This window comes from Stutzerimonas degradans (assembly GCF_024448505.1).
Lineage (GTDB): Bacteria > Pseudomonadota > Gammaproteobacteria > Pseudomonadales > Pseudomonadaceae > Stutzerimonas > Stutzerimonas degradans.
In genome coordinates this window covers 58,687-78,319 of record NZ_JAMOHV010000011.1, presented here as the reverse complement: position 1 = coordinate 78,319, position 19,633 = coordinate 58,687, and the positions used below count along the sequence as shown (strand labels likewise).

The following is a 19,633-nucleotide window of genomic DNA, read 5'->3' as shown; positions in this document are numbered from 1 at the left end:
CGGTTTCAGCGCGCCGCAATCGTAGCGTTTCGTAAAACTTCCGTAGTTTCCTGCAAGAAGTCGCGCCGGCGCTGCCCCTACATTCCGTCTCCGCCCCGACCCATCGTCGTGTATCGCGCCGAGGGCCGGGCCGTGAACTACACCTAATAAGCAGACACACCCTCAGAGGAGCGGCGCGATGTTCAAGGCCGGTCACGTGCTGGATGGCGCCTTCGCCAGCCAGAAAGCCGCAGAATTCTTTCCCACCATCAGCGCCAACTACAGCGTCGACGAAGCGGGCTATCTCACCGAACTGTTGCAGCTGGCCGATCCCGGCGAGGCGGGCATCGCCGCCATTCGTGAGCGCGCGCGCACGCTGATCGAGACCGTGCGCGGCCGCGAGAATGCCGTCGACACGCTCGATGCGCTGCTGCGCCAGTACAGCCTGGACACTCAGGAAGGGCTGATGCTGATGTGCCTGGCCGAAGCGCTGCTGCGCGTGCCGGACGCTGCCACCGCCGACGCGCTGATCCGCGACAAGCTCAATGCCGCCGAGTGGGAGCGCCACCTCGGCCAGAGCGACAACGTACTGGTCAACTTCGCCGCCTGGGGGTTGGTGATGACCGGCAAGGTGGTCGATCCGGACACCGCCGACGGCCGCCCGAAAAATGTCATCGGCCGCCTGCTCAAGCGCTCCGGCGAGCCGGTGATCCGTGCCGCGATGAACCAGGCGATGAAGCTGATGGGCAAGCAGTTCGTGCTCGGCCGCACCATCGCCGAAGCGCTGAAGAACGGCCGGCCCGAGCGTGAGAAGGGCTACACCTATTCCTTCGACATGCTCGGCGAGGCGGCGCTGACCGCCGAGGACGCGGCCAAGTACATGGCCGATTACCGCCGCGCCGTGGAAACCGTCGGCGCCGAGCCGCAGGTCGGCCCCGGCCCGCGACCGTCGGTGTCGATCAAGCTGTCGGCGCTGCATCCGCGTTACGAAGTCGCCCAGCGCGAGCGCGTACTCAGCGAGCTGTTCGCCAACGTCCGTGAGCTGGCTGTGCTGGCGCGCCAGCGCGACGTCGGCATCACCATCGACGCCGAGGAGGCCGACCGCCTCGAACTGTCGCTGGAACTGTACGAAAAACTCCTGCGCGATCCGGCCATCGCCGGCTGGGGTGAGTTCGGTCTGGTGATCCAGGCCTATTCCAAGCGCTGCCTGCCGGTGCTGGTGTGGCTGACCCTGCTCGGCCGCGAGCTGGGCGCGCGCATCCCGCTGCGGTTGGTCAAGGGCGCCTACTGGGACAGCGAGATCAAGCAGTGCCAGGTGCAGGGCCTGGAGGGCTACCCGGTGTTCACCCGCAAGGAAGGTACCGACACCTCGTACCTCGCCTGCGCGCGCTACCTGCTGTCGGAGCACACCCGCGGCGTGATCTACCCGCAGTTCGCCAGCCACAACGCACACACCGTCAGCTGCATCCTGGCGATGGCCGAGCAGACCGCCACGCCGCGCGAGTTCGAGTTCCAGCGCCTGCACGGCATGGGCGATGCGCTGTACGACACGGTGATCGAAAAGTACCGCAAGAACGTGCGCATCTACGCGCCGGTCGGTGCGCACAAGGACCTGCTGCCCTATCTGGTGCGGCGCCTGCTGGAGAACGGTGCCAACTCCTCGTTCGTCCACCAGCTGGTCGACCCGCGCGTGCCGGTGGATTCGCTGATCGATCACCCGGTGAGCCAGCTGCGCCAGTTTGCGGCGCTCGGCAACCCGCGCATTCCGCTGCCCCCGGCCCTGTATGGCAATCGCAAGAACTCCCAAGGGATCAACATGAATATCCAACAACAATGGAACGAACTGGCCAGCGCCTACCAACCCTTCCTCGACCGCCAGTGGCAGGCCATGCCGGTGATCGGCGGCCAGCGTCTGGGCGGTAGCGCCAGCGAAGTGCGTTGCCCCTACGACCTGAACAAGGTCGTCGGCACGGCGCAGTTCGCCAGCGCCGAGCAGGCGCGCCAGGCCATCGACGCGCTGGCGGCCTACTGGCCGACCTGGAACGCGACGCCGGTGGACAGCCGCGCGGCGATCCTCGAACGCCTGGCCGAGCTGCTGGAGCGCAACCGCGCCGAGCTGATGGCACTGTGCACCGTGGAAGCCGGCAAGTCGCTACAGGACGGCATCGACGAAGTGCGCGAGGCGGTGGATTTCTGCCGCTACTACGCGCAGCAGGCGCGCCTGAAACTGGGCCGCGAAGAGCTGAAAGGCCCGACTGGCGAGCGCAACGAGCTGTTCCATGAAGGCCGCGGCGTGTTCGTCTGCGTCAGCCCGTGGAACTTCCCGCTGGCCATCTACCTCGGCCAGATCAGCGCGGCGCTGATCGCCGGCAACACCGTGCTGGCCAAGCCGGCCGAGCAGACCAGCCTGATCGCCGCGCGCGCGCTGGAGCTGATGTTCGAGGCCGGCCTGCCGAAGGACGCCATCGCGCTGCTGCCGGGCGACGGCGCCACGCTGGGCGGCGTGTTCTGCCGCGATCCGCGGGTGGTCGGCGTGTGCTTCACCGGCTCCACCGACACCGCGCGGATCATCAATCGCCAGCTGGCCGAAAAGGAAGGCCCGATCGCCACGCTGATCGCCGAAACCGGCGGACAGAACGCGATGATCGTCGACTCCACCGCGCTGCCCGAGCAGGTGATCAAGGATGCCGTCAGCTCCGCCTTCACCAGCGCCGGCCAGCGCTGCTCGGCCCTGCGCGTGCTCTACGTGCAGCGCGATATCGCCGACCGCGTCATCGAGCTGCTCAAGGGCGCGATGGCCGAGCTGAAGGTCGGCCCCACCCATCTGCGCGAAAACGATATCGGCCCGGTGATCGATGAGGAGGCGCGCGACGGCCTGCTGGCGCATATCCAGCAGCTGAAGAACGAAGGGCGGCTGATCGCCGAAGCGACCCTGCCGGCTGGCCTCAACGGCCATTTCGTAGCGCCGGTGGCCTTCGAGATCGAGGGCATCGAACAGCTCAAGAAAGAGCATTTCGGCCCGGTTCTGCATGTCGTGCGCTACGATGCCGCCGATCTGGAAAAGGTCGTCGCGGCGATCAACGGCACCGGCTACGGCCTGACCCTCGGCGTGCACAGCCGCAACGAGGAAACCGCCGAACGCATCGAGCAGCTGGCGCGGGTCGGCAACGTCTACGTCAACCGCAACCAGATCGGCGCGGTGGTCGGCGTACAGCCCTTCGGCGGCTGCGGGCTGTCCGGCACCGGGCCGAAGGCCGGCGGGCCGAGCTACCTGCTGCGTTTCACCAACGAGCGCACCACTTCGACCAACACCACGGCGGTGGGCGGTAACGCCTCGCTGCTGTCGCTCGGCGACGACTGAGTACGGTGAGCGCATGGCAATCGCCGCCGCAAACCGCACGGCGATTTTCCATGTGACGGGCACCAGCGGTACCCTCGGCGGCTTTGGCAGCCGGGGCACAACAATAACGGACAGATGGCGGACGCTCTTCCGCCACTGACGGGCCGGTTTCGGACCTGTCGCAGGTGATGGCGCCAGTGCCATCGCCCTCTGCCAAGGGCGCGACGCGAGCTGCTCGCGGTGCGCCGGACAACAACTAACGAGGGATACACAATGAGCGCCAGTACACCCACCCTGATCACGTTCGTGGTCTACATCGCGGCGATGATCTTCATCGGTTTCGTCGCCTATCGCGCCACCAAGAACTTCGACGACTACATCCTCGGCGGCCGCAGCCTCGGCAGTTTCGTCACCGCCTTGTCGGCTGGCGCCTCGGACATGAGCGGCTGGCTGCTGATGGGCCTGCCGGGGGCGATCTTCGTCGCCGGCCTGTCGGAGAGCTGGATCGCCATCGGCCTGATCATCGGCGCCTGGCTCAACTGGCTGTTCGTCGCCGGGCGGCTGCGCGTGCACACCGAGCACAACCACAACGCGCTGACCCTGCCGGACTACTTCACCCACCGCTTCGAGGACACCAGCCGCCTGCTGCGCATCTTCTCGGCGCTGGTGATCCTGGTGTTCTTCACCATCTACTGCGCCTCCGGCGTGGTGGCCGGTGCCCGGCTGTTCGAGTCCACCTTCGGCGTGCCCTATGACCTGGCGCTGTGGATCGGGGCGGCGGCGACCATTCTCTATGTGTTCATCGGCGGCTTCCTCGCGGTGAGCTGGACCGACACCGTGCAGGCCACGCTGATGATCTTCGCGCTGCTGGTCACGCCGCTGTTCGTCATCCTGGCGCTGGGCGACATGGGCAGCGTGATGGCCACCATCGAGGCGCAGAATCCGGCCAACTTCGACATGTTCCGCGGGCTCAGCTTCGTCGCGATCATCTCGCTGCTGGCCTGGGGCCTGGGCTACTTCGGCCAGCCGCACATTCTGGTGCGCTTCATGGCCGCCGACTCGGTCAAGACCATCCCCAACGCCCGTCGCATCGGCATGGCCTGGATGATTCTGTGCCTGGGCGGCGCGGTGGCGGTGGGCTTCTTCGGTATCGCCTACTTCGCCGGGCACCCGGAGCTGGCCGGACCGGTGAGCGAGAACGGTGAGCGGGTGTTCCTCGAACTGGTGAAGATTCTGTTCAACCCGTGGGTCGCCGGCCTGATTCTGTCCGGCGTGCTGGCGGCGGTGATGAGCACGCTGAGCGCACAGCTGCTGGTCAGCTCCAGCGCGCTGACCCAGGACTTCTACAAGGCGATGTTGCGCAAGAACGCCTCGCAGACCGAGTTGGTCTGGGTCGGCCGCGCCATGGTGCTGCTGATCGCGCTGATCGCCATCGGCATCGCCTCCAACCCGGACAGCAAGGTGCTGGGCCTGGTGTCCTACGCGTGGGCCGGCTTCGGCGCGGCGTTCGGCCCGGTGGTGCTGATCTCGCTGCTGTGGAAGCGCATGACCCGTAACGGCGCGCTGGTCGGCATGCTGGTCGGCGCCATTACCGTGGTGGTGTGGAAGGAATTCATCGGTCTGGGACTGTACGAAATCATCCCCGGCTTCATCCTCGCCAGCCTGGCCATCTTCGTGGTCAGCCTGATGGGCGCCGAGCCTGCGCCGAGCATCGTCAAGCGCTTCGAGGAAGCCGACGCGGATTACCACGCCGGTTGAGTGAGCCGGTAGGGTGGATGGCCGCAGCCATCCATCTTCTGGCGCGTGCTGGTGGAAAATCGCTATGCGCGTTTTCCACCACGGATAAATGGCCGCTCTTGCGCAATGCAGAGCGGCTTTTTCGCTTCAGGCTTTGCGGTGCACCGAAACGCCGGCGGCGTAGGTTGCCTTCACGGCGCGGTCGTCGCCGAGCATCATCAGGGCGAAGAGTTTTTCTTCCAGCGTCTTGGCCTGGCGCAGGCGGTAGTCGATCAGCGGCGTGGCCTGATAATCGAGCACCACGAAGTCGGCGTCCTTGCCCGGTTGCAGGTTGCCGATCTGGTCGTCCAGATACAGTGCCCGCGCGCCGCCGAGGGTGGCGAGATACAGGGACTTGAACGGATCGAGCTTCTTGCCCTGCAGCTGCATCACCTTGTAGGCCTCGTTCAGCGACTGCAGCTGCGAGAAGCTGGTGCCGGCGCCGACATCGGTGCCCAGGCCGACGCGCACGCCGAAGCCCTCGACCTTTTCCAGATCGAACAGGCCGCTGCCGAGGAACAGGTTGGACGTCGGGCAGAACGCCACTGCCGAGCCGGTTTCGCCCAGGCGCCGGCACTCGTCGTCGCACAGGTGCACGCCGTGGGCGAACACCGAGCGTGCGCCGATCAGGCCGTGGTGGTCGTAGACGTCCAGGTAGCCCTTGCGCGCCGGGAACAGCTCGCGCACCCATTCGATCTCCTTGCGGTTCTCGGATAGGTGGGTGTGCATGTAGAGGTTCGGGTATTCCTTGAACAGCTGGCCGGCCAGTGCCAGTTGCTGCGGCGTGCTAGTCGGCGCGAAGCGCGGGGTGACGGCGTAGTGCAGGCGGCCCTTGCCATGCCAGCGCTCGATCAGCTCGCGGCTGTCGGCGTAGCCGCTTTCAGCGGTGTCGGTCAGGTAGTCCGGGGCGTTGCGGTCCATCAGCACCTTGCCGGCGATCATCCGCAGGTTGCGCTTCTCGCAGGCCGCGAAGAAGGCGTCCACCGACTGCTTGTGCACGCTGCCGAACACCAGCGCGGTGGTGGTGCCGTTGCGCAGCAGTTCGTTCAGGAAGACCTCGGCGACCTCGCCGGCGTGAGCCGGGTCGGCAAACGCGCGCTCGGTGGGGAAGGTGTAGGTCTCGAGCCAGTCCAGCAGCTGCTCGCCGTAGGAGGCGATCATGCCGGTCTGCGGGTAGTGGATGTGGGTGTCGATGAAGCCCGGGGTGATCAGCGCGTTCGGGTACTCGACGACTTCGCTGCCCGCCGGCAGCGCTGGCAGCAGTTCGCTGGCGGCGCCGATGCGCGCGACCTTGCCGTCCTCGACGACCAGCAGGCCGTCCTCGAAGTATTCGTGGGATTGCTCGATGCCCACTTCGCGTGGGTCGGCGAGGCAGTGGAGCAGGGCGGCACGGTAGGCTTGGGTGCGGGACATGGTGTTCTCTTCGCTGTCGTTCTTCTGCACGCGCGGCAGCGTCCTGACGTGACGGGCGCCAGCCTGTTCACGCGCAAGTCCGCTGCCGCCGGTGGCGTTTGTGGATTCAGCCGCGGCGCGAGGCCGGGACCAGCATGGGGATGGGTTTTTCGCCGCCTTCGCGCTTCTCGCCGCGCTTTTCACCGAAATGCGCGTTGTAGGTGGCGATCACCTCGCCGGCGATGGACACGGCGATCTCCACCGGCAGCTTGCCCTTAACCTCGGCGATACCCATCGGGCAGCGCATGCGTTGCACGGTTTCCGGCTGGAAGCCGCGGTCGCGCAGGCGATGCTCGAACTTGGCGCGCTTGCTCTGCGAGCCGATCAGCCCGTAGTAGGTGAAATCGTTGCGTTCGAGGATGGCCGCGGTCAGCTCCAGATCGAGTTGGTGATTATGCGTCATGACGATGAAATAGCTGCCGGGAGGCATGTCGTCGACTTCCTCGACCACATCGTCGTTGACCACCTTCTCCACACCGCGCGGAATTTCGGCGGGGAATTCGTTCTCGCGCGAGTCGATCCAGCGCACCTTGCACGGCAGGCTGGCCAGCAGCGGCACCAGCGCGCGGCCGACATGCCCGGCACCGAACACGGCAATGTGCGCCTGCGGCTGCCCCATCGGTTCGAACAGCACGACCGCCGCGCCGCCGCAGCACTGGCCAAGACTGGCGCCGAGGGCGAAGCGCTCCAGGCGCGTCTCGCGACTGCGGCTTTGCAGCATCTCGCGGGCGATCTGCTGTACGCGGTATTCCAGGTGACCGCCGCCGATGGTGTCGTACAGCCGCTCGTTGGTGACCACCATCTTCGAGCCGGCATTGCGCGGTGTCGAACCGCGCTCCTCGACGATGGTGACCAGCACGCAGGGTTCGCCTTTTTGTTGCAGCTCGGCGAGGGCTTCGATCCAGACCGTGTTGCTCATGGTTCTGTCCTTCGTGGTGCGGGTGGCCGCCCCGTGGAACACCGCGGAGCGTCTCCACCGGAACATTCGTATTGCGACCGTGGTGGACAAACGGAGCGTTGTCCACCCAACGGGTCAGTGCGCGGTTTCCACGGCGGGCTCCGGTAGGGACACCGCCTGTTGCTTCAACTTGCGCATCTGTTCCACGCCCCAGAGCACACGCTCGGGCGTCGCCGGCGCGTCGATCCTGGGTTGCGCCTTGTAGTCGGCCAGGCTCGCCACGGCGTCCTTGATCGCGCACCAGACCGAGATGCCGAGCATGAACGGAGGCTCGCCGACGGCCTTGGAGTGGAACACCGTGTCCTCGGGGTTCTTGCGGTTCTCCACCAGCTTGACGCGCAGGTCCAGCGGCATGTCGGCGACCGCCGGGATCTTGTAGCTGGCCGGGCCGTTGGTCATCAGCTTGCCCTTGTCGTTCCAGACCAGCTCTTCCATGGTCAGCCAGCCCATGCCCTGGACGAAGCCGCCTTCGACCTGGCCGATGTCGATGGCCGGGTTCAGCGAGGCGCCGACGTCATGCAGGATGTCGCTGCGCAGCATCTTGTACTCGCCGGTCAGCGTATCGACGATCACTTCCGAGCAGGCCGCACCGTAGGCGAAGTAGTAGAACGGCCGGCCGCGCGCCTGGCTGCGGTCGTAGTAGATCTTCGGCGTGCGGTAGAAGCCGGTGGACGACAGCGAAACCTGACCGAAGTAGGCCTGCTGGATCAGCTCCTCGAACGAGACGTACTGGTCGCGGATGCGCACCTGGCCGTTGCGGAATTCGACGTCTTCCTCGGTGACGTTCCAGTGTCGCGCGGCGAATTCGACCAGCCGCTGCTTGATGGTCAGCGCCGCGTTCTGCGCCGCCTTGCCGTTGAGGTCGGCACCACTGGAGGCCGCCGTCGGCGAGGTGTTGGGCACCTTGTCGGTGTTGGTGGCGGTGATCTGGATGCGCTCGATGTCGACCTGGAACACCTCGGCCACCACCTGCGCGACCTTGGTGTTGAGGCCCTGGCCCATCTCGGTGCCGCCGTGGTTCAGGTGGATGCTGCCGTCGGTGTAGACGTGCACCAGCGCGCCGGCCTGGTTGAGGAAGCTCGCGGTGAAGCTGATTCCGAACTTCACCGGGGTCAGCGCCAGGCCCTTCTTGAGGATCGGGCTTGTGGCATTGAACGCGCGGATCTCTTCGCGGCGGCGGGTGTACTCGCTGCTGGCCTCCAGCTCGGCGGTCATCTCCTCGAGCATGTTGTGCTCGACGGTCTGGTAATAGGGCGTAACGTTGCGTTCGGTCTTGCCGTAGTAGTTGCGCTTGCGCACGTCGAGCGGGTCCTTGCCCAGCTCGCGGGCGATGGCGTCCATGATCTCCTCGATGGCGACCATCCCTTGCGGGCCGCCGAAGCCGCGGTAGGCGGTGTTCGAGGCGAGGTTGGTCTTGCAGCGATGGCCGTGGATGGTGGCGTCGCCCAAGTAGTAGGCATTGTCGGAGTGGAACATGGCGCGGTCGACGATCGAGCCGGAGAGGTCCGGCGAGTAGCCGCAGTTGCCGGCCAGATCGATCTGGATGCCGTGCAGCAGGCCGTCGTCGTCGAAGCCGACGTCGTATTCGACGTAGAACGGGTGGCGCTTGCCGGTCATGGTCATGTCTTCCATGCGCGGCAGGCGCATCTTGGTCGGCCGACCGGTGAGGTGCGCGATCACCGCGCACAGGCAGGCCGGCATCGAGGCCTGGGTTTCCTTGCCGCCGAAGCCGCCGCCCATGCGGCGCATGTCGATGACGATCTTGTTCATCGGCACGCCGAGCACTTCGGCCACCAGCTTCTGCACCTCGGTGGGGTTCTGCGTCGAGGTGTAGACGATCATGCCGCCATCCTCGGTGGGCATCACCGAGGAAATCTGCGTCTCCAGGTAGAAGTGCTCCTGACCGCCGATGTGCAGCGTGCCCTGCAGCCGGCGCGGTGCGCTGGCCAGGGCGCTGGCGGAGTCGCCGCGCTGGTGGGTGTGACTATCCAGTACGAAGTGCTTCTTGCGCAGCGCCTCGACCACGTCGAGCACCGGCTCCAGATCCTCGTATTCGATGATTGCGGCCATGGCCGCCTTGCGCGCGGTTTCCAGGCTGTCGGCAGCCACGGCGATCACCGGCTGGCCGATGTACTCCACCTTGCCGTCGGCCAGCAGCGGGTCGCCGGCGACCACCGGGCCGATGTCCAGCTGACCGGGCACGTCCTCGGCGGTAATGGCGATGGCCACGCCGGGAAAGGCATAGCAGGGCGCAGTGTCGATGCGCACGATGCGGGCATGGGCGCGGTCGCTCATGCGTGCATAGACGTGCAGCTGATTGGGAAACTCCAGGCGGTCGTCGACGTACACCGCTTCGCCGGAGACGTGCTTGGGCGCGCTGTCGTGCTTGACGCTGCGACCGACGCCGGTGACCAGGTCCTGCTTGAACAGGGCGATGAGTTCTTCCTGAGTCTTGGCAAGGCTGTGGTTAGACATATGCGGTCACCCTCGTCTCGGTCTTGGACGCTTGTTGTTCGAGGAAACATTTGCGCAGCAGGTTCTGCGCCACCAGCAGGCGGTACTCGCGGCTGGCACGGAAGTCGGTCAGCGGGGTGAAGTCCTCGGCCAGCGCATCGCAGGCCGCCTCCACGGTCTGCTGATGCCACGGCGCGCCCTTGAGCGTCGCTTCGCAGGCCGCGGCGCGTTTGGGAATCGCCGCCATGCCGCCGAAGGCGACGCGGGCATCGGCGATCACGCCGTCGCTGATCTGCAGATCGAAGGCGGCGCAGACGGCGGAAATGTCGTCGTCCAGGCGCTTGGAAACCTTGTAGGCGCGGAACAGCCGCTGCGGTGACGCGCGCGGCACCAGCACCTTCTCGATGAGCTCGCCGGGCTGACGCGCGGTGACCTTGTAGTCGATGAAGAAATCCTGCAGCGGCAGGGTGCGGCTGCTGGTGCCGTGGCGCAGGACGATCTCGGCGCCGAGGGCGAGCAGCAGCGGCGGCGAATCGCCGATGGGCGAGGCGTTGCCGATGTTGCCGCCCAGCGTGCCCTGATTGCGGATCTGCAGCGAGGCGAAGCGCTGCAGCAGCTCGCCGAAGTCCGGGTAGTCGGCGGCCAGCGCGGCGTAGCAGTCGGTCAGCGGTGCGGCGGCGCCGATCTCGATATGGCGGTCGGTGATCAGCACCTGCTTCATCTCGGCGACCTGGCCGACGTGGATCAGCAGCGGCAGCGCGCGATGGAACTGGGTGACTTCCAGCGCCAGATCGGTGCCGCCGGCAACCAGCCGGGCGTCCGGGTTGGCGGCGTAGACTTCGGCCAGCTCGGCGACGGTCAGCGGCGACAGGCAACGCTTGTCGCCATCGCTGAGTTCGGCCATTTCACGCGGGGCGATGGTCTTGAGCTGGGCGATGGTTGCGGCTTCTTCAGCGTCGAACTGATCCGCCTCGGGATGGGTGCAGGCCTGCTCGGCGGCGGCGAGGATCGGTCGGTAGCCGGTGCAGCGGCAAAGGTTGCCGGCCAGCGCCTCGTGGGTCTGGTGCGGGTCGTATTCGTTCACTCCGGCGGCGTTCTTCTGCAGGGCGAACAGGCTCATGACGAAGCCTGGCGTACAGAAGCCGCACTGCGAGCCGTGGCAGTCGACCATCGCCCGCTGCACGCTGTGCAGTCGGCCCTGGTGCTTGAGGTCTTCGACACTGATCAGCTGCTTGCTGTGCAGCGCGGAAACGAAGGTCAGGCAGGAATTGAGGGTGCGGTAGCGCAGGCGTTCACCGACCAGTTCGCCGACCACCACGGTGCAGGCGCCACAGTCGCCAGAGGCGCAGCCCTCCTTGGTGCCGGTCTTGCCACGGTGCTCGCGCAGGTACTGCAGCACCGTGGTGTTGGGGTCGAGCGTGCGCTCGCTGCGCAGCTCGCGGTTGAGCAGAAACTGGATCAAGGTAGACCTCCGCTTTCTTGTTCTTGGCTCTCGGATAGCGCCTGGAGCGAAAAATTAGTATTAACTGACTTCTCGGTCAAGAAAAATTGACTGGAAAGTCAATGTGACGGACGAGCGCACCTGGCAGCCAACAGCCATACGGCAGTGAACGAGCGTTACTAATAGAAAGTAAAGCCGTCTGCGCCACGTCGGTGGCGGCTTTTGACGGCAGGTCCGCAACCGCGAGCGACGCCGTGCAGACGTCGTCCCGGTTGCGGAGGGCGTGCTCAGCCGGCGATCAGCTGGCGCGCCGCCTGGCGGTGATCGGCGATCAACCCGGCGACATCCAGACCTTCGATCTGCCCCTCGATCACCCGCCAGCGGCCGCCGACCATCACCCGGTCGGCGCGGTCGGCGGCGCACAGGAGCAGCGCGGCGATGGGATCGTGGCTGCCGGAGAAGCGCAGTTCGTCGAGCTTGAACAGCGCGAGGTCGGCCTGTTTGCCGACCGCCAGCTCGCCGATGTCGCTGCGTCCGAGCAGCCGCGCTGAACCGCGGGTCGCCCAGCCGAGAACCTTCTCTGGCGTGATCTTCTCGGCGCCGTAGCGCAAGCGCTGGATGAACAGCGCCTGGCGCGCCTCGAGCATCATGTTTGAGGCATCGTTCGAGGCAGAGCCGTCGACGCCCAGGCCGATGATCGCGCCCTTGTCCTCCAGCTCCAGCGTGTGGCAGATGCCCGAGGCCAGGCGCATGTTCGAGCTCGGGCAATGGCAGATGCCGACGCCGGCCGTGCCCAGACGATGGATTTCCACCTGATTGAAATGGATGCCGTGCGCCAGCCAGGTCCGCGGGCCGAGCCAGCCGACGCTCTGCAGGTAGTCGACGGTGCGCATGCCGAAGCGCTGCGCGCAGAACTCCTGCTCGTCCAGCGTTTCGGCCAGGTGGGTGTGCAGGCGCACGTCGCGCGCTTCGGCCAGCTCGGCGCAGGTGCGCATGATGTCGGTGGTCACCGAGAACGGCGAGCAGGGCGCCAGGGCGATCTGGATCTGCGCACCGTCGCCGCGCTCGTGGTAGTGCTCGATCAGTCGCTCGCTGTCGGCGAGGATCGTTTCGGCATCCTGCACCACGCTCTTGCACGGCAGGCCGCCGTTCTCCTTGGACAGGTTCATCGAGCCGCGCGTCAGCATGGCGCGCATGCCCAGCTCGCGCACGGCCTCGACCTGGATGTCGATCGCCTCCTCGAGCCCCGCCGGGAACAGGTAGTGGTGGTCGGCGGCGGTGGTGCAGCCCGACAGCAGCAGTTCGGCCAGCGCCACCTTGCTTGCCAGCTCCAGCGCCCGCGGCGTGAGCCGGGCCCAGACCGGGTAGAGCGTCAGCAGCCAGTTGAACAGCGGCTCGTTGACCACCGGCCCCCAGGCACGGGTGAGCGTCTGGTAGAAGTGGTGATGGGTGTTGACCAGCCCCGGCAGCACGACGTGCTCGCGGGCATCGAAGGTCTCGCTCACTGGCTGCGCCGGCGAGGCCCCGGCGGCGAGCATTTCGACGATGACGCCATTTTCGATCACCAGTCCGCCGGGGGCGTGGCTATCGTTGGCGGTGAACAGGGCGAGGGGATTCTTGATCCAGATACGGTCAGCAGGCATGGCCGGCTTTCTCCTGAAGGGTTGAGTTCAGAGTAGCCAGCTCAGTTATGCCCTGTCTGCTGATCCAGGGGGGTGTCGCCGTGGCGAGCATCCGGGGGCGAACGATAGCCGCGGTGTACGGGCTTGTCGACCGTCGGTGCCAGGGTAGGGGAGGCTGCGACCGGAGCACGCCCGGTCGCGAGCGAATCACCAGGGTAGCGGATTGCCCTGGAAGTCGAGGTAGCGATGACCGCCCTGGCCGATGGCGCGGATTACCTGCTCGGTCATGCCGCGCGTGCTGGTCTCGACATCCAGCGGCGCCTCGCTGCCGCCCATGTCGGTCTTCACCCAGCCCGGATGCATCGACAGCACCGTCAGCGTGCTTTCGCCCAGGCCGGCGACGAAGGAACGCGTCAGGTGGTTGAGTGCGGCCTTGCTGGCGCCATACAGCGGCATGCCCATGCCGGGGCCGGTTTCGACGCTGCCGAGGATGGAACTCATGAAGACGATGACGCCCTGTTTCTGCTCCACCAGCGGCAGCAGCCGCTCGGCCAGGCGCACCGGTGCGACCGCATTGGTGAAGAACAGCTGGCCGACTTCCATCTGGCTGGCCGCGGTCGCGGGTTTGTCCTGCGGACCGGCGATACCGGCATTGACGTAGAGCACATCGAGCTGCGTGCCCGCCAGGCGCTGCGCCAGTCGTTCGAGACTGTCGGCATCATCCAGCTCCAGCGCTTCGATCCGCACGCCGGCGAGCGCCTTGAGCGCATCGGCGCGTGCCGGGTCGCGCACGGTGGCGATCACCTGCCAGCCCTGGCTGGAGAACTGCCGCGCCAGGCCGAGACCGAGGCCGCGCGAGGCGCCGACGATGAGAATGGTTCTGCTCATGGAATGCTCCGGGCGATTGAGGGAATTTGCAGTCTGGCGCGCCGCCGCGCCGATGGCGAGTGCCATGCGGCACCCGCCCACCGCAGCCTGTCAGTGTTCGCCGGCCAGCTTGCGCTGGTACTGGTAGGCCCAGCGCGTGTACAGCAGCGCTGAGGTGAACAACACCAGACTGAGCAGTGCCTCCAGCCAGCCGTAGAGCATGCGATTCGGATCGATCGCCGCCAGCACACCCTGGAGGAAGTAGATATTGACGATGAAGCAGGTCCAGGCGTGCGCCCGTGGACTGCCGAGGATCATGCCCGGTGCTACCAGCAGCAGCGGGACCAGCTGAATGCCGATCACCACCCAGGTGCGCGCACCGTGCAGGTCGGCGAAGACGAGGTTCCAGGTCGTCAGCAGTACTGCGAGGGCGACAAAGCTGGCAAGACTGGCGACGCGGGCGAACTTCAATCGTGGCGCCAGCCAATCGAGGGACGGCAGGGGCTTGCGTGCTTTAGCCACGGGCTGCCTCCAGACGCTGCGCGGTCTGCGCCAGGCGCTGGCCGAGTGCGCGGCAAAGGGCGGTTTCATGCATATCGAGGGCCCGCTTGCCGTCGGCGCCGGCATGGTGACTGGCGCCATACGGCGTGCCGCCGCCACGGGTTTCCAGCAGGGCGTTCTCGCTGTAGGGCAGGCCCAGAACCAGCATGCCGTGATGCAGCAGCGGCAGCAGCATCGACAGCAGTGTGCTCTCCTGGCCGCCGTGCAGGCTGGCGGTGGAGGTGAATACCGCAGCGGGTTTGCCGACCAGCTCGCCGGTTAGCCACAGGCTGCTGGTGCCGTCGAGGAAGTACTTGAGCGGGGCGGCCATGTTGCCGAAACGCGTCGGACTGCCAAGCGCCACGCCGGCGCAGTGCTTCAGGTCGTCCAGCGTGGCGTAGAGCGCGCCATCCTGCGGAATGCTCGGCGCCACCGCCTCGCATTCGCTGGATACCGCCGGCACCGTGCGCAGGCGCGCCTCGAGTCCGGCCATCTCGATACCGCGGGCGATCTGCCGGGCCATCTCGGCGGTGGCGCCGTGGCGGCTGTAATAGAGCACCAGGATGTAAGACGCACTCACGGCAGGATCTCCAGCACGCGTTCCGGTGGGCGTCCGACTACCGCCTTGTCGCCGGCGATGAGGATCGGTCGCTCGATCAGCCGCGGATGAGCGACCATCGCCTCGATCAGCTGCGCATCGCTGAGGTTCGGGTCGGCCAGGCCGAGGCTCTGGTATTCCTCTTCGCCGCTGCGCAGCAGTTGCCGCGCGCTCAGTCCGAGCTTGGCCAGCAGGGCCTGCAGTTCGGTGGCGCTGGGCGGGTTTTCCAGGTAGCGCACGATGTGCGGCTCGAGTCCGCGGGCTTCGAGCAGTTCCAGCGCGCCGCGCGATTTCGAGCAGCGCGGGTTGTGATAGAGGGTAAGTTCGGTCATTTTGGGTTGCGCCTCGCCGATGAAGGCGGCCATTCTAACCCTCCCGGGGGGACGGTTCGAAACGACCGGTTGGCTAAGGAGCGGGGATGCAGCAGCGCATCGACAATCTGGTGGAGTTCTGTCGCTTTCTGGTGCAGCGTTTCCTCGCCGACCGCGGCCCGAACAGCGCGGCGGCGCTGACCTACACCACGCTGTTCGCAGTGGTGCCGATGATGACCGTCACCTTCGCCATGCTTTCGGCGATTCCGGCGTTCCAGGGCGTCGGCGAACAGATCCAGCTGTATATCTTCAAGAACTTCATTCCCTCCACCGGAGCGACGATTCAGGAGTACCTGATCGCGTTCACCAGCCAGGCACGCCAGCTGACCTGGTTCGGGGTCGGTTTCCTGATGGTCACCGCGCTGATGATGCTGCTGACCATCGAGAAGGCGTTCAACACCATCTGGCGCGTGCGCCAGCCGCGGCGCGGGGTGTCGAGCTTCCTGCTGTACTGGGCGATTCTCAGCCTCGGCCCGTTGCTGCTCGGTGCGGGGTTTGCGACCAGTACCTACCTCGCCTCGCTGACATTTATCTCCGGGCCGCATGCGTTGCTCGGCGCGGGCACGCTGCTGAAGGCGATGCCGCTGGTACTCAGCATTCTGGCCTTCACCTTGCTCTATGCGGCAGTACCGAACACCCGGGTGCCGCTGCGCCATGCGCTGGCGGGCGGGCTGTTCGCCGCGGTGTTGTTCGAGGCGGCCAAGCAACTGTTCGGCCTGTATGTCAGCTATTTTCCGAGTTACCAGCTGATCTACGGTGCCTTCGCGGCGGTGCCGCTGTTCCTGCTGTGGATCTATCTGTCGTGGATGATCGTGCTGTTCGGCGCCGAGCTGGTTTGCGGCCTGTCCTCGTCGCAACAGTGGCGCCGTCGCCGCCTGCCGCGCCTGCTGGTGATGCTGGTGCTGCTGCGCTTGCTCTACGACCGCCAGCAGGAAGGGCGCGAGCTTGCGCTGCGTGACATGCACCGCGCCGGCTGGCACCTGCCCGAAGACGAGTGGGACGAGCTACTGGAATTCTTCGAGCGCGAACAGTTGGTCTGCCGCACAGGTTCGGGCGGTTGGGTGCTGTGTCGCGACCTCAGTCATTACAGCCTCGACCAGTTGCTGCGCCACAACCCGTGGCCGTTGTCCGGGCTGGAGCGGCTGCCCGAGACGTTGTCGGAAGCCTGGTATCCGACGCTGCGGCGCTCGCTGGAACTGCTGCAGCAGGAGCAGCTCAATCTGTTTGGCGGCAGTCTGGCCGACTGGCTGAGCGTCGGTGGTGACAAAAACGGTCAGTAGCTGAGCGATTCCGCCTTCGTGCCATGGCACTTTGGCATCCCGGTGGTGTTGAGCGGTGCGAATGCGCGGCGGTGGAGCAAGGCAGGGCCAGGCTGGCACGTTTCTAGCTGAGGCTTGCACCGAGGCGAAGGAAGGAAGAGGCCGTGAAGACCGAACGCAATACTGTCATCCATCTGCACCAACGGGCTCCGGAGGTGGCGCTGCAGTCGCTCAACCGTCTGACTGGACTGACCTTCAGCCGCTGGCCCGAATCGCTCGTGCCCCTGTGCCAGCAGGACGAGCCCGTCGAGCGGGAGTCGCCTGCTGCGGAAAAGCTGGCTCGCTGAATCTACGCCTGTACTAGCTGTGCGGGTGCTTCGATCCGTTCCGCGGCCTGCACGAAGAGTTCCTCGACCTTCATTTGCTCGATCACCACGCCGGTGCGCAGGTACACCTGCAGATCTTCGATCCGGCTTCTGACCGTCAGACGCGCGACGCCGGACAGCAAAATCCTGCCGTTGCCATCGGTACGCCCGTGATCCACGGCGGCTTCGCGCCGCTGTTGACCATCGCGGTATTTCATCACCAGCGAAACGCCCAATCCGGCCTGCCCGTGCAGCTGCAGCCAGCTGGCGATGTTGAATTCGGCGACGCGACCCTCGTAGGCCGTGAGCGCGAGAGGCGCCTGGTCGACGATGTGAGAGGGGACAGGGCCGATCAGTTTGTCATGGGTCTGGGACATGGCTTCGCTGCAGGCAGGGGAGGATGGTAGGTGCGAAATTATAGGCGGCACCCTGGCGGCAAAACTGTGCACGTTGCCGACGCCAGGCGTGACTAGGCTCCCAGTTCGGCGAAGACGTCGGTTCGCTGGCAGCGCTCAGCTGAGCCGACATAAAGGCGGCGCGCGTGGTTGCCTTGCGGCAGTTGCTTGGGTCAGGCTAGCGGCATCGAACATCTGGCGGGGTACCGACGTGGGCAAGTTCAGAGGCCTGTTGTTGATGCTGCTGGGCAGCCTGCTGATCAGCGGCTGCGAGCAGGACTGGGGTGTGGATCAGCACGGGCAACTGGTGGCTGCTGAGCAATTGCAGGGACGCTGGCTGCTGATCAACTACTGGGCGGAGTGGTGCGGCCCGTGTCGTACCGAAATTCCCGAGCTGAATCGTCTGGCCGAGTCCCGTACGGATCTGCACGTGCTTGGCGTCAACTTCGACGAGCTGCGTGGTGAAGAGCTGGCGCAAGCGGCCGAGGCGCTGGGAATCCGCTTTCGCGTGCTCAGCGAGGATCCGGCCGAGCGGCTGCAGCTGTCACGCAGCGCGGTACTGCCGGTGACCTATCTGGTCGACGAGACGGGTAAGGTGCGCGAGCAACTGGTTGGCGAGCAGACTGCTGACAAGCTGTTGGCCCGACTCGAGCAACTGCGCGACCAGTAGAGCGCCGGCGCTCAGGGGCGCACGTACCAGAAGTCCTGCCAGAAGCCGATCACTTTCGCCGGGTAGCGCTGCTGGCCGAGGCTGCCGTTGTAGCGGGCGAGCGCACGGCTGATGTCGCCCTTCTCCTTGCGCAGGTAGTAGCTGAGGATCGTGCAGCCGTAGCGCAGGTTGGTGGCGTTGTCGGTGAGGTTGTCCTGCGGGCGCCCGAGTTCGGCTTTCCAGAACGGCATCACCTGCATCATGCCCTGAGCGCCGACGCTGGAAATCGCGAAGCGATCGAAGCGGCTCTCGGCGTGGATCAGCGCCATGACCAGATCGGGACGCAGCCCGGCCTTGGTCGCCTCGCGATGTACCAGGCGCAGCAGGGTGAGGCGTTCCTCGGTGTCGGCGATGTAGCGCTTGAGACGGGTGGACATGTCGAGCAGCCAGACCTCGGCCTCGAAGCGGTCCTGAAAGCTGTCCGCCTCGTCGACCGTGCGCTGCATCAGTTCGCGCAGTTCGGGTTCCGGAGCCTGGCGGATGCTGGCCTGGAGCGGACATGCCAGGAGCAGCAGCGCCGACAGTAGCCAGCAGCGCCACGGCATGGTGTCAGTTGTCCACCGATGAGGCGGTGCGCCCGGCGTCCTGCATCAGGCGCTGGAGAAACTCCTGCTGCAGTTCGGGATCATGCCGCGTCAGCTCGATCAGGCTCTGCTCCAGCTCGCTGGCTTCTTCCTCCAGCCCCAGCTCGGACAGGCGTTTGACGCGGTGAACCCACTGCGCCACGTCGTCACCTTCGAGATCGTCGAAGATCAGGTCGTGGGCTTCCAGCAGCTTGCCGCGCAAGTTGTGGCTGACCAGCAATACGGCGTCGGCGCGCGTGCCGTCCTGCTCATCCTCGACGCTCAGCAGCAGCTTGCCGATGGGACCGATGTCCTGCTCGGCAAACGGTCCGTCGAGCAGGTTGAGGTGCAACACGCCGTTGCGGTCGGTGTTCAGCTCGTGGAGCTGTTCGCCTGCGCTGACCCGCACCGGGCGTTCGGCCCAGGGCAGGCTGGTGTATTCCAGGCGGGAATCGCGGCGCTGTTCGTCGAGGCTGGCGAGGTTCTGCTGCGAGCGCCCGTTGGACTCAACGTTGAGGAAAGGGTTGAGGCCGGCGAAACCGTAGCTGATCCAGCCGCGCGTTGCGCTTTCCGGCACGTTGCCCAACAGTACGACGTTGACCACGTTGGCGCCGATGCCGGCTACCACGGCGACCGCCCCGAGCGGTATCTCGTACAGCTCGCGCCAGGCTTGGTAGGGCGTGTAGCGATCGTAACGGCGGGTGACCTCGAAATCGGTAACCTCGAAGGTCCGCTGTTCCTGGATGCGGACGCGCCGTTGCGGCAACTCCAGCACCGGCGGCTCGCCGACCTCGATGCGCAGGCTGTGGTCGAGCGGTTTGCGCTCGGTCCTGGCCTCGTGCTCGCTGCGCTGCGGCAGATGGTTGGCGCAGCCGCCAAGCAGTAGCGCCGCGCAGAGCGCGGCGCCGGTTGAAACTACAACACGTCGGTTGAGCATGGTTTCC

17 protein-coding genes are annotated in these 19,633 nt (G+C 66.0%); 5 read left to right on the top strand and 12 right to left on the bottom strand.

The genetic code is table 11. From position 1 onward, the window contains the following. Positions 1-178 precede the first annotated feature (178 nt). Both putA and putP read left to right on the top strand, forming a co-directional pair. Entirely contained in the window at positions 179-3,340 is a 3,162-nt protein-coding gene (putA, locus tag NAV27_RS14540) for a bifunctional proline dehydrogenase/L-glutamate gamma-semialdehyde dehydrogenase PutA (RefSeq protein ID WP_102828747.1), read from the top strand. 252 nt (positions 3,341-3,592) lie between these two features. After that, the gene (putP, locus tag NAV27_RS14535; protein ID WP_102828748.1) at positions 3,593-5,077 is read left to right on the top strand and encodes a sodium/proline symporter PutP; all 1,485 of its coding nucleotides are present in this window, start codon (positions 3,593-3,595) and stop codon (positions 5,075-5,077) included. A 126-nt stretch (positions 5,078-5,203) separates the two neighbouring features. Here the strand turns inward: putP and guaD are convergent, their stop codons facing one another. From guaD to arsC, 9 genes are all read right to left on the bottom strand, one after another. Continuing rightward, positions 5,204-6,508: a guanine deaminase gene (guaD, locus tag NAV27_RS14530; protein WP_102828956.1), complete on the bottom strand. Its 1,305-nt coding sequence runs from the start codon at positions 6,506-6,508 to the stop codon at positions 5,204-5,206. A 106-nt stretch (positions 6,509-6,614) separates the two neighbouring features. Then, positions 6,615-7,466: a xanthine dehydrogenase accessory protein XdhC gene (xdhC, locus tag NAV27_RS14525; protein WP_102828749.1), complete on the bottom strand. Its 852-nt coding sequence runs from the start codon at positions 7,464-7,466 to the stop codon at positions 6,615-6,617. Between the two features lie 114 nt (positions 7,467-7,580). Beyond that, positions 7,581-9,980 carry a xanthine dehydrogenase molybdopterin binding subunit gene (gene xdhB / locus NAV27_RS14520; protein ID WP_102828750.1) on the bottom strand — a complete coding sequence of 800 codons (2,400 nt, stop codon included), beginning with the start codon at positions 9,978-9,980 and terminating at the stop codon, positions 7,581-7,583. Further along, the gene (xdhA, locus tag NAV27_RS14515; protein WP_102828751.1) at positions 9,973-11,421 is read right to left on the bottom strand and encodes a xanthine dehydrogenase small subunit; all 1,449 of its coding nucleotides are present in this window, start codon (positions 11,419-11,421) and stop codon (positions 9,973-9,975) included. The genes xdhB and xdhA overlap by 8 nt, the downstream gene beginning before the upstream one ends. Before the next feature lie 266 nt (positions 11,422-11,687). Continuing rightward, positions 11,688-13,043 (bottom strand): 8-oxoguanine deaminase, encoded by a 1,356-nt coding sequence (locus NAV27_RS14510; protein WP_102828752.1) that lies wholly within the window; start codon positions 13,041-13,043, stop codon positions 11,688-11,690. A 186-nt stretch (positions 13,044-13,229) separates the two neighbouring features. Beyond that, positions 13,230-13,910: an SDR family oxidoreductase gene (locus tag NAV27_RS14505; protein WP_008567678.1), complete on the bottom strand. Its 681-nt coding sequence runs from the start codon at positions 13,908-13,910 to the stop codon at positions 13,230-13,232. A 90-nt stretch (positions 13,911-14,000) separates the two neighbouring features. Beyond that, the gene (locus NAV27_RS14500) at positions 14,001-14,411 is read right to left on the bottom strand and encodes a DUF2069 domain-containing protein (RefSeq protein ID WP_003290101.1); all 411 of its coding nucleotides are present in this window, start codon (positions 14,409-14,411) and stop codon (positions 14,001-14,003) included. Next, positions 14,404-15,009 (bottom strand): NAD(P)H:quinone oxidoreductase, encoded by a 606-nt coding sequence (gene wrbA, locus NAV27_RS14495; RefSeq protein WP_102828753.1) that lies wholly within the window; start codon positions 15,007-15,009, stop codon positions 14,404-14,406. The genes NAV27_RS14500 and wrbA overlap by 8 nt, the downstream gene beginning before the upstream one ends. Next, on the bottom strand, positions 15,006-15,359 hold the full coding sequence (gene arsC, locus NAV27_RS14490) for an arsenate reductase (glutaredoxin) (RefSeq protein ID WP_102828957.1): 354 nt from the start codon (positions 15,357-15,359) through the stop codon (positions 15,006-15,008). The genes wrbA and arsC overlap by 4 nt, the downstream gene beginning before the upstream one ends. Before the next feature lie 86 nt (positions 15,360-15,445). Between arsC and NAV27_RS14485 the strand changes: the two genes are divergently transcribed. Both NAV27_RS14485 and NAV27_RS14480 read left to right on the top strand, forming a co-directional pair. Beyond that, positions 15,446-16,678: a virulence factor BrkB family protein gene (locus NAV27_RS14485; protein ID WP_008567672.1), complete on the top strand. Its 1,233-nt coding sequence runs from the start codon at positions 15,446-15,448 to the stop codon at positions 16,676-16,678. 143 nt (positions 16,679-16,821) lie between these two features. After that, on the top strand, positions 16,822-17,004 hold the full coding sequence (locus tag NAV27_RS14480; protein WP_102828754.1) for a hypothetical protein: 183 nt from the start codon (positions 16,822-16,824) through the stop codon (positions 17,002-17,004). A gap of 2 nt (positions 17,005-17,006) precedes the next feature. Here the strand turns inward: NAV27_RS14480 and NAV27_RS14475 are convergent, their stop codons facing one another. Further along, entirely contained in the window at positions 17,007-17,399 is a 393-nt protein-coding gene (locus NAV27_RS14475) for a hypothetical protein (RefSeq protein WP_102828755.1), read from the bottom strand. A gap of 256 nt (positions 17,400-17,655) precedes the next feature. Here NAV27_RS14475 and NAV27_RS14470 point away from each other — a divergent pair, with 256 nt between their 5' ends. Further along, positions 17,656-18,087, top strand: coding sequence for a TlpA family protein disulfide reductase (locus NAV27_RS14470; protein ID WP_102828958.1), 432 nt, complete (start codon positions 17,656-17,658; stop codon positions 18,085-18,087). 11 nt (positions 18,088-18,098) lie between these two features. Here NAV27_RS14470 and NAV27_RS14465 read toward each other — a convergent pair whose 3' ends face one another. Both NAV27_RS14465 and NAV27_RS14460 read right to left on the bottom strand, forming a co-directional pair. After that, complete coding sequence (locus NAV27_RS14465) at positions 18,099-18,671, bottom strand: lytic transglycosylase domain-containing protein (protein ID WP_008567668.1); 573 nt, start codon at positions 18,669-18,671, stop codon at positions 18,099-18,101. A 4-nt stretch (positions 18,672-18,675) separates the two neighbouring features. Then, the gene (locus tag NAV27_RS14460; RefSeq protein WP_008567667.1) at positions 18,676-19,626 is read right to left on the bottom strand and encodes a hypothetical protein; all 951 of its coding nucleotides are present in this window, start codon (positions 19,624-19,626) and stop codon (positions 18,676-18,678) included. Positions 19,627-19,633: the final 7 nt, after the last annotated feature.

Excerpts from the sequence above, each read along its gene's own strand:
- NAV27_RS14470 (WP_102828958.1), top strand. The coding sequence starts at position 17,656 with ATGCTGCTGGGCAGCCTGCTGATCAGCGGCTGCGAGCAGGACTGGGGT.
- NAV27_RS14460 (WP_008567667.1), bottom strand. The coding sequence starts at position 19,626 with ATGCTCAACCGACGTGTTGTAGTTTCAACCGGCGCCGCGCTCTGCGCG.
- NAV27_RS14510 (WP_102828752.1), bottom strand. The coding sequence starts at position 13,043 with ATGCCTGCTGACCGTATCTGGATCAAGAATCCCCTCGCCCTGTTCACC.
- NAV27_RS14505 (WP_008567678.1), bottom strand. The coding sequence starts at position 13,910 with ATGAGCAGAACCATTCTCATCGTCGGCGCCTCGCGCGGCCTCGGTCTC.
- xdhC (WP_102828749.1), bottom strand. The coding sequence starts at position 7,466 with ATGAGCAACACGGTCTGGATCGAAGCCCTCGCCGAGCTGCAACAAAAA.
- putA (WP_102828747.1), top strand. The coding sequence starts at position 179 with ATGTTCAAGGCCGGTCACGTGCTGGATGGCGCCTTCGCCAGCCAGAAA.
- putP (WP_102828748.1), top strand. The coding sequence starts at position 3,593 with ATGAGCGCCAGTACACCCACCCTGATCACGTTCGTGGTCTACATCGCG.
- NAV27_RS14465 (WP_008567668.1), bottom strand. The coding sequence starts at position 18,671 with ATGCCGTGGCGCTGCTGGCTACTGTCGGCGCTGCTGCTCCTGGCATGT.
- NAV27_RS14475 (WP_102828755.1), bottom strand. The coding sequence starts at position 17,399 with ATGTCCCAGACCCATGACAAACTGATCGGCCCTGTCCCCTCTCACATC.
- xdhB (WP_102828750.1), bottom strand. The coding sequence starts at position 9,980 with ATGTCTAACCACAGCCTTGCCAAGACTCAGGAAGAACTCATCGCCCTG.
- guaD (WP_102828956.1), bottom strand. The coding sequence starts at position 6,508 with ATGTCCCGCACCCAAGCCTACCGTGCCGCCCTGCTCCACTGCCTCGCC.
- arsC (WP_102828957.1), bottom strand. The coding sequence starts at position 15,359 with ATGACCGAACTTACCCTCTATCACAACCCGCGCTGCTCGAAATCGCGC.
- NAV27_RS14485 (WP_008567672.1), top strand. The coding sequence starts at position 15,446 with ATGCAGCAGCGCATCGACAATCTGGTGGAGTTCTGTCGCTTTCTGGTG.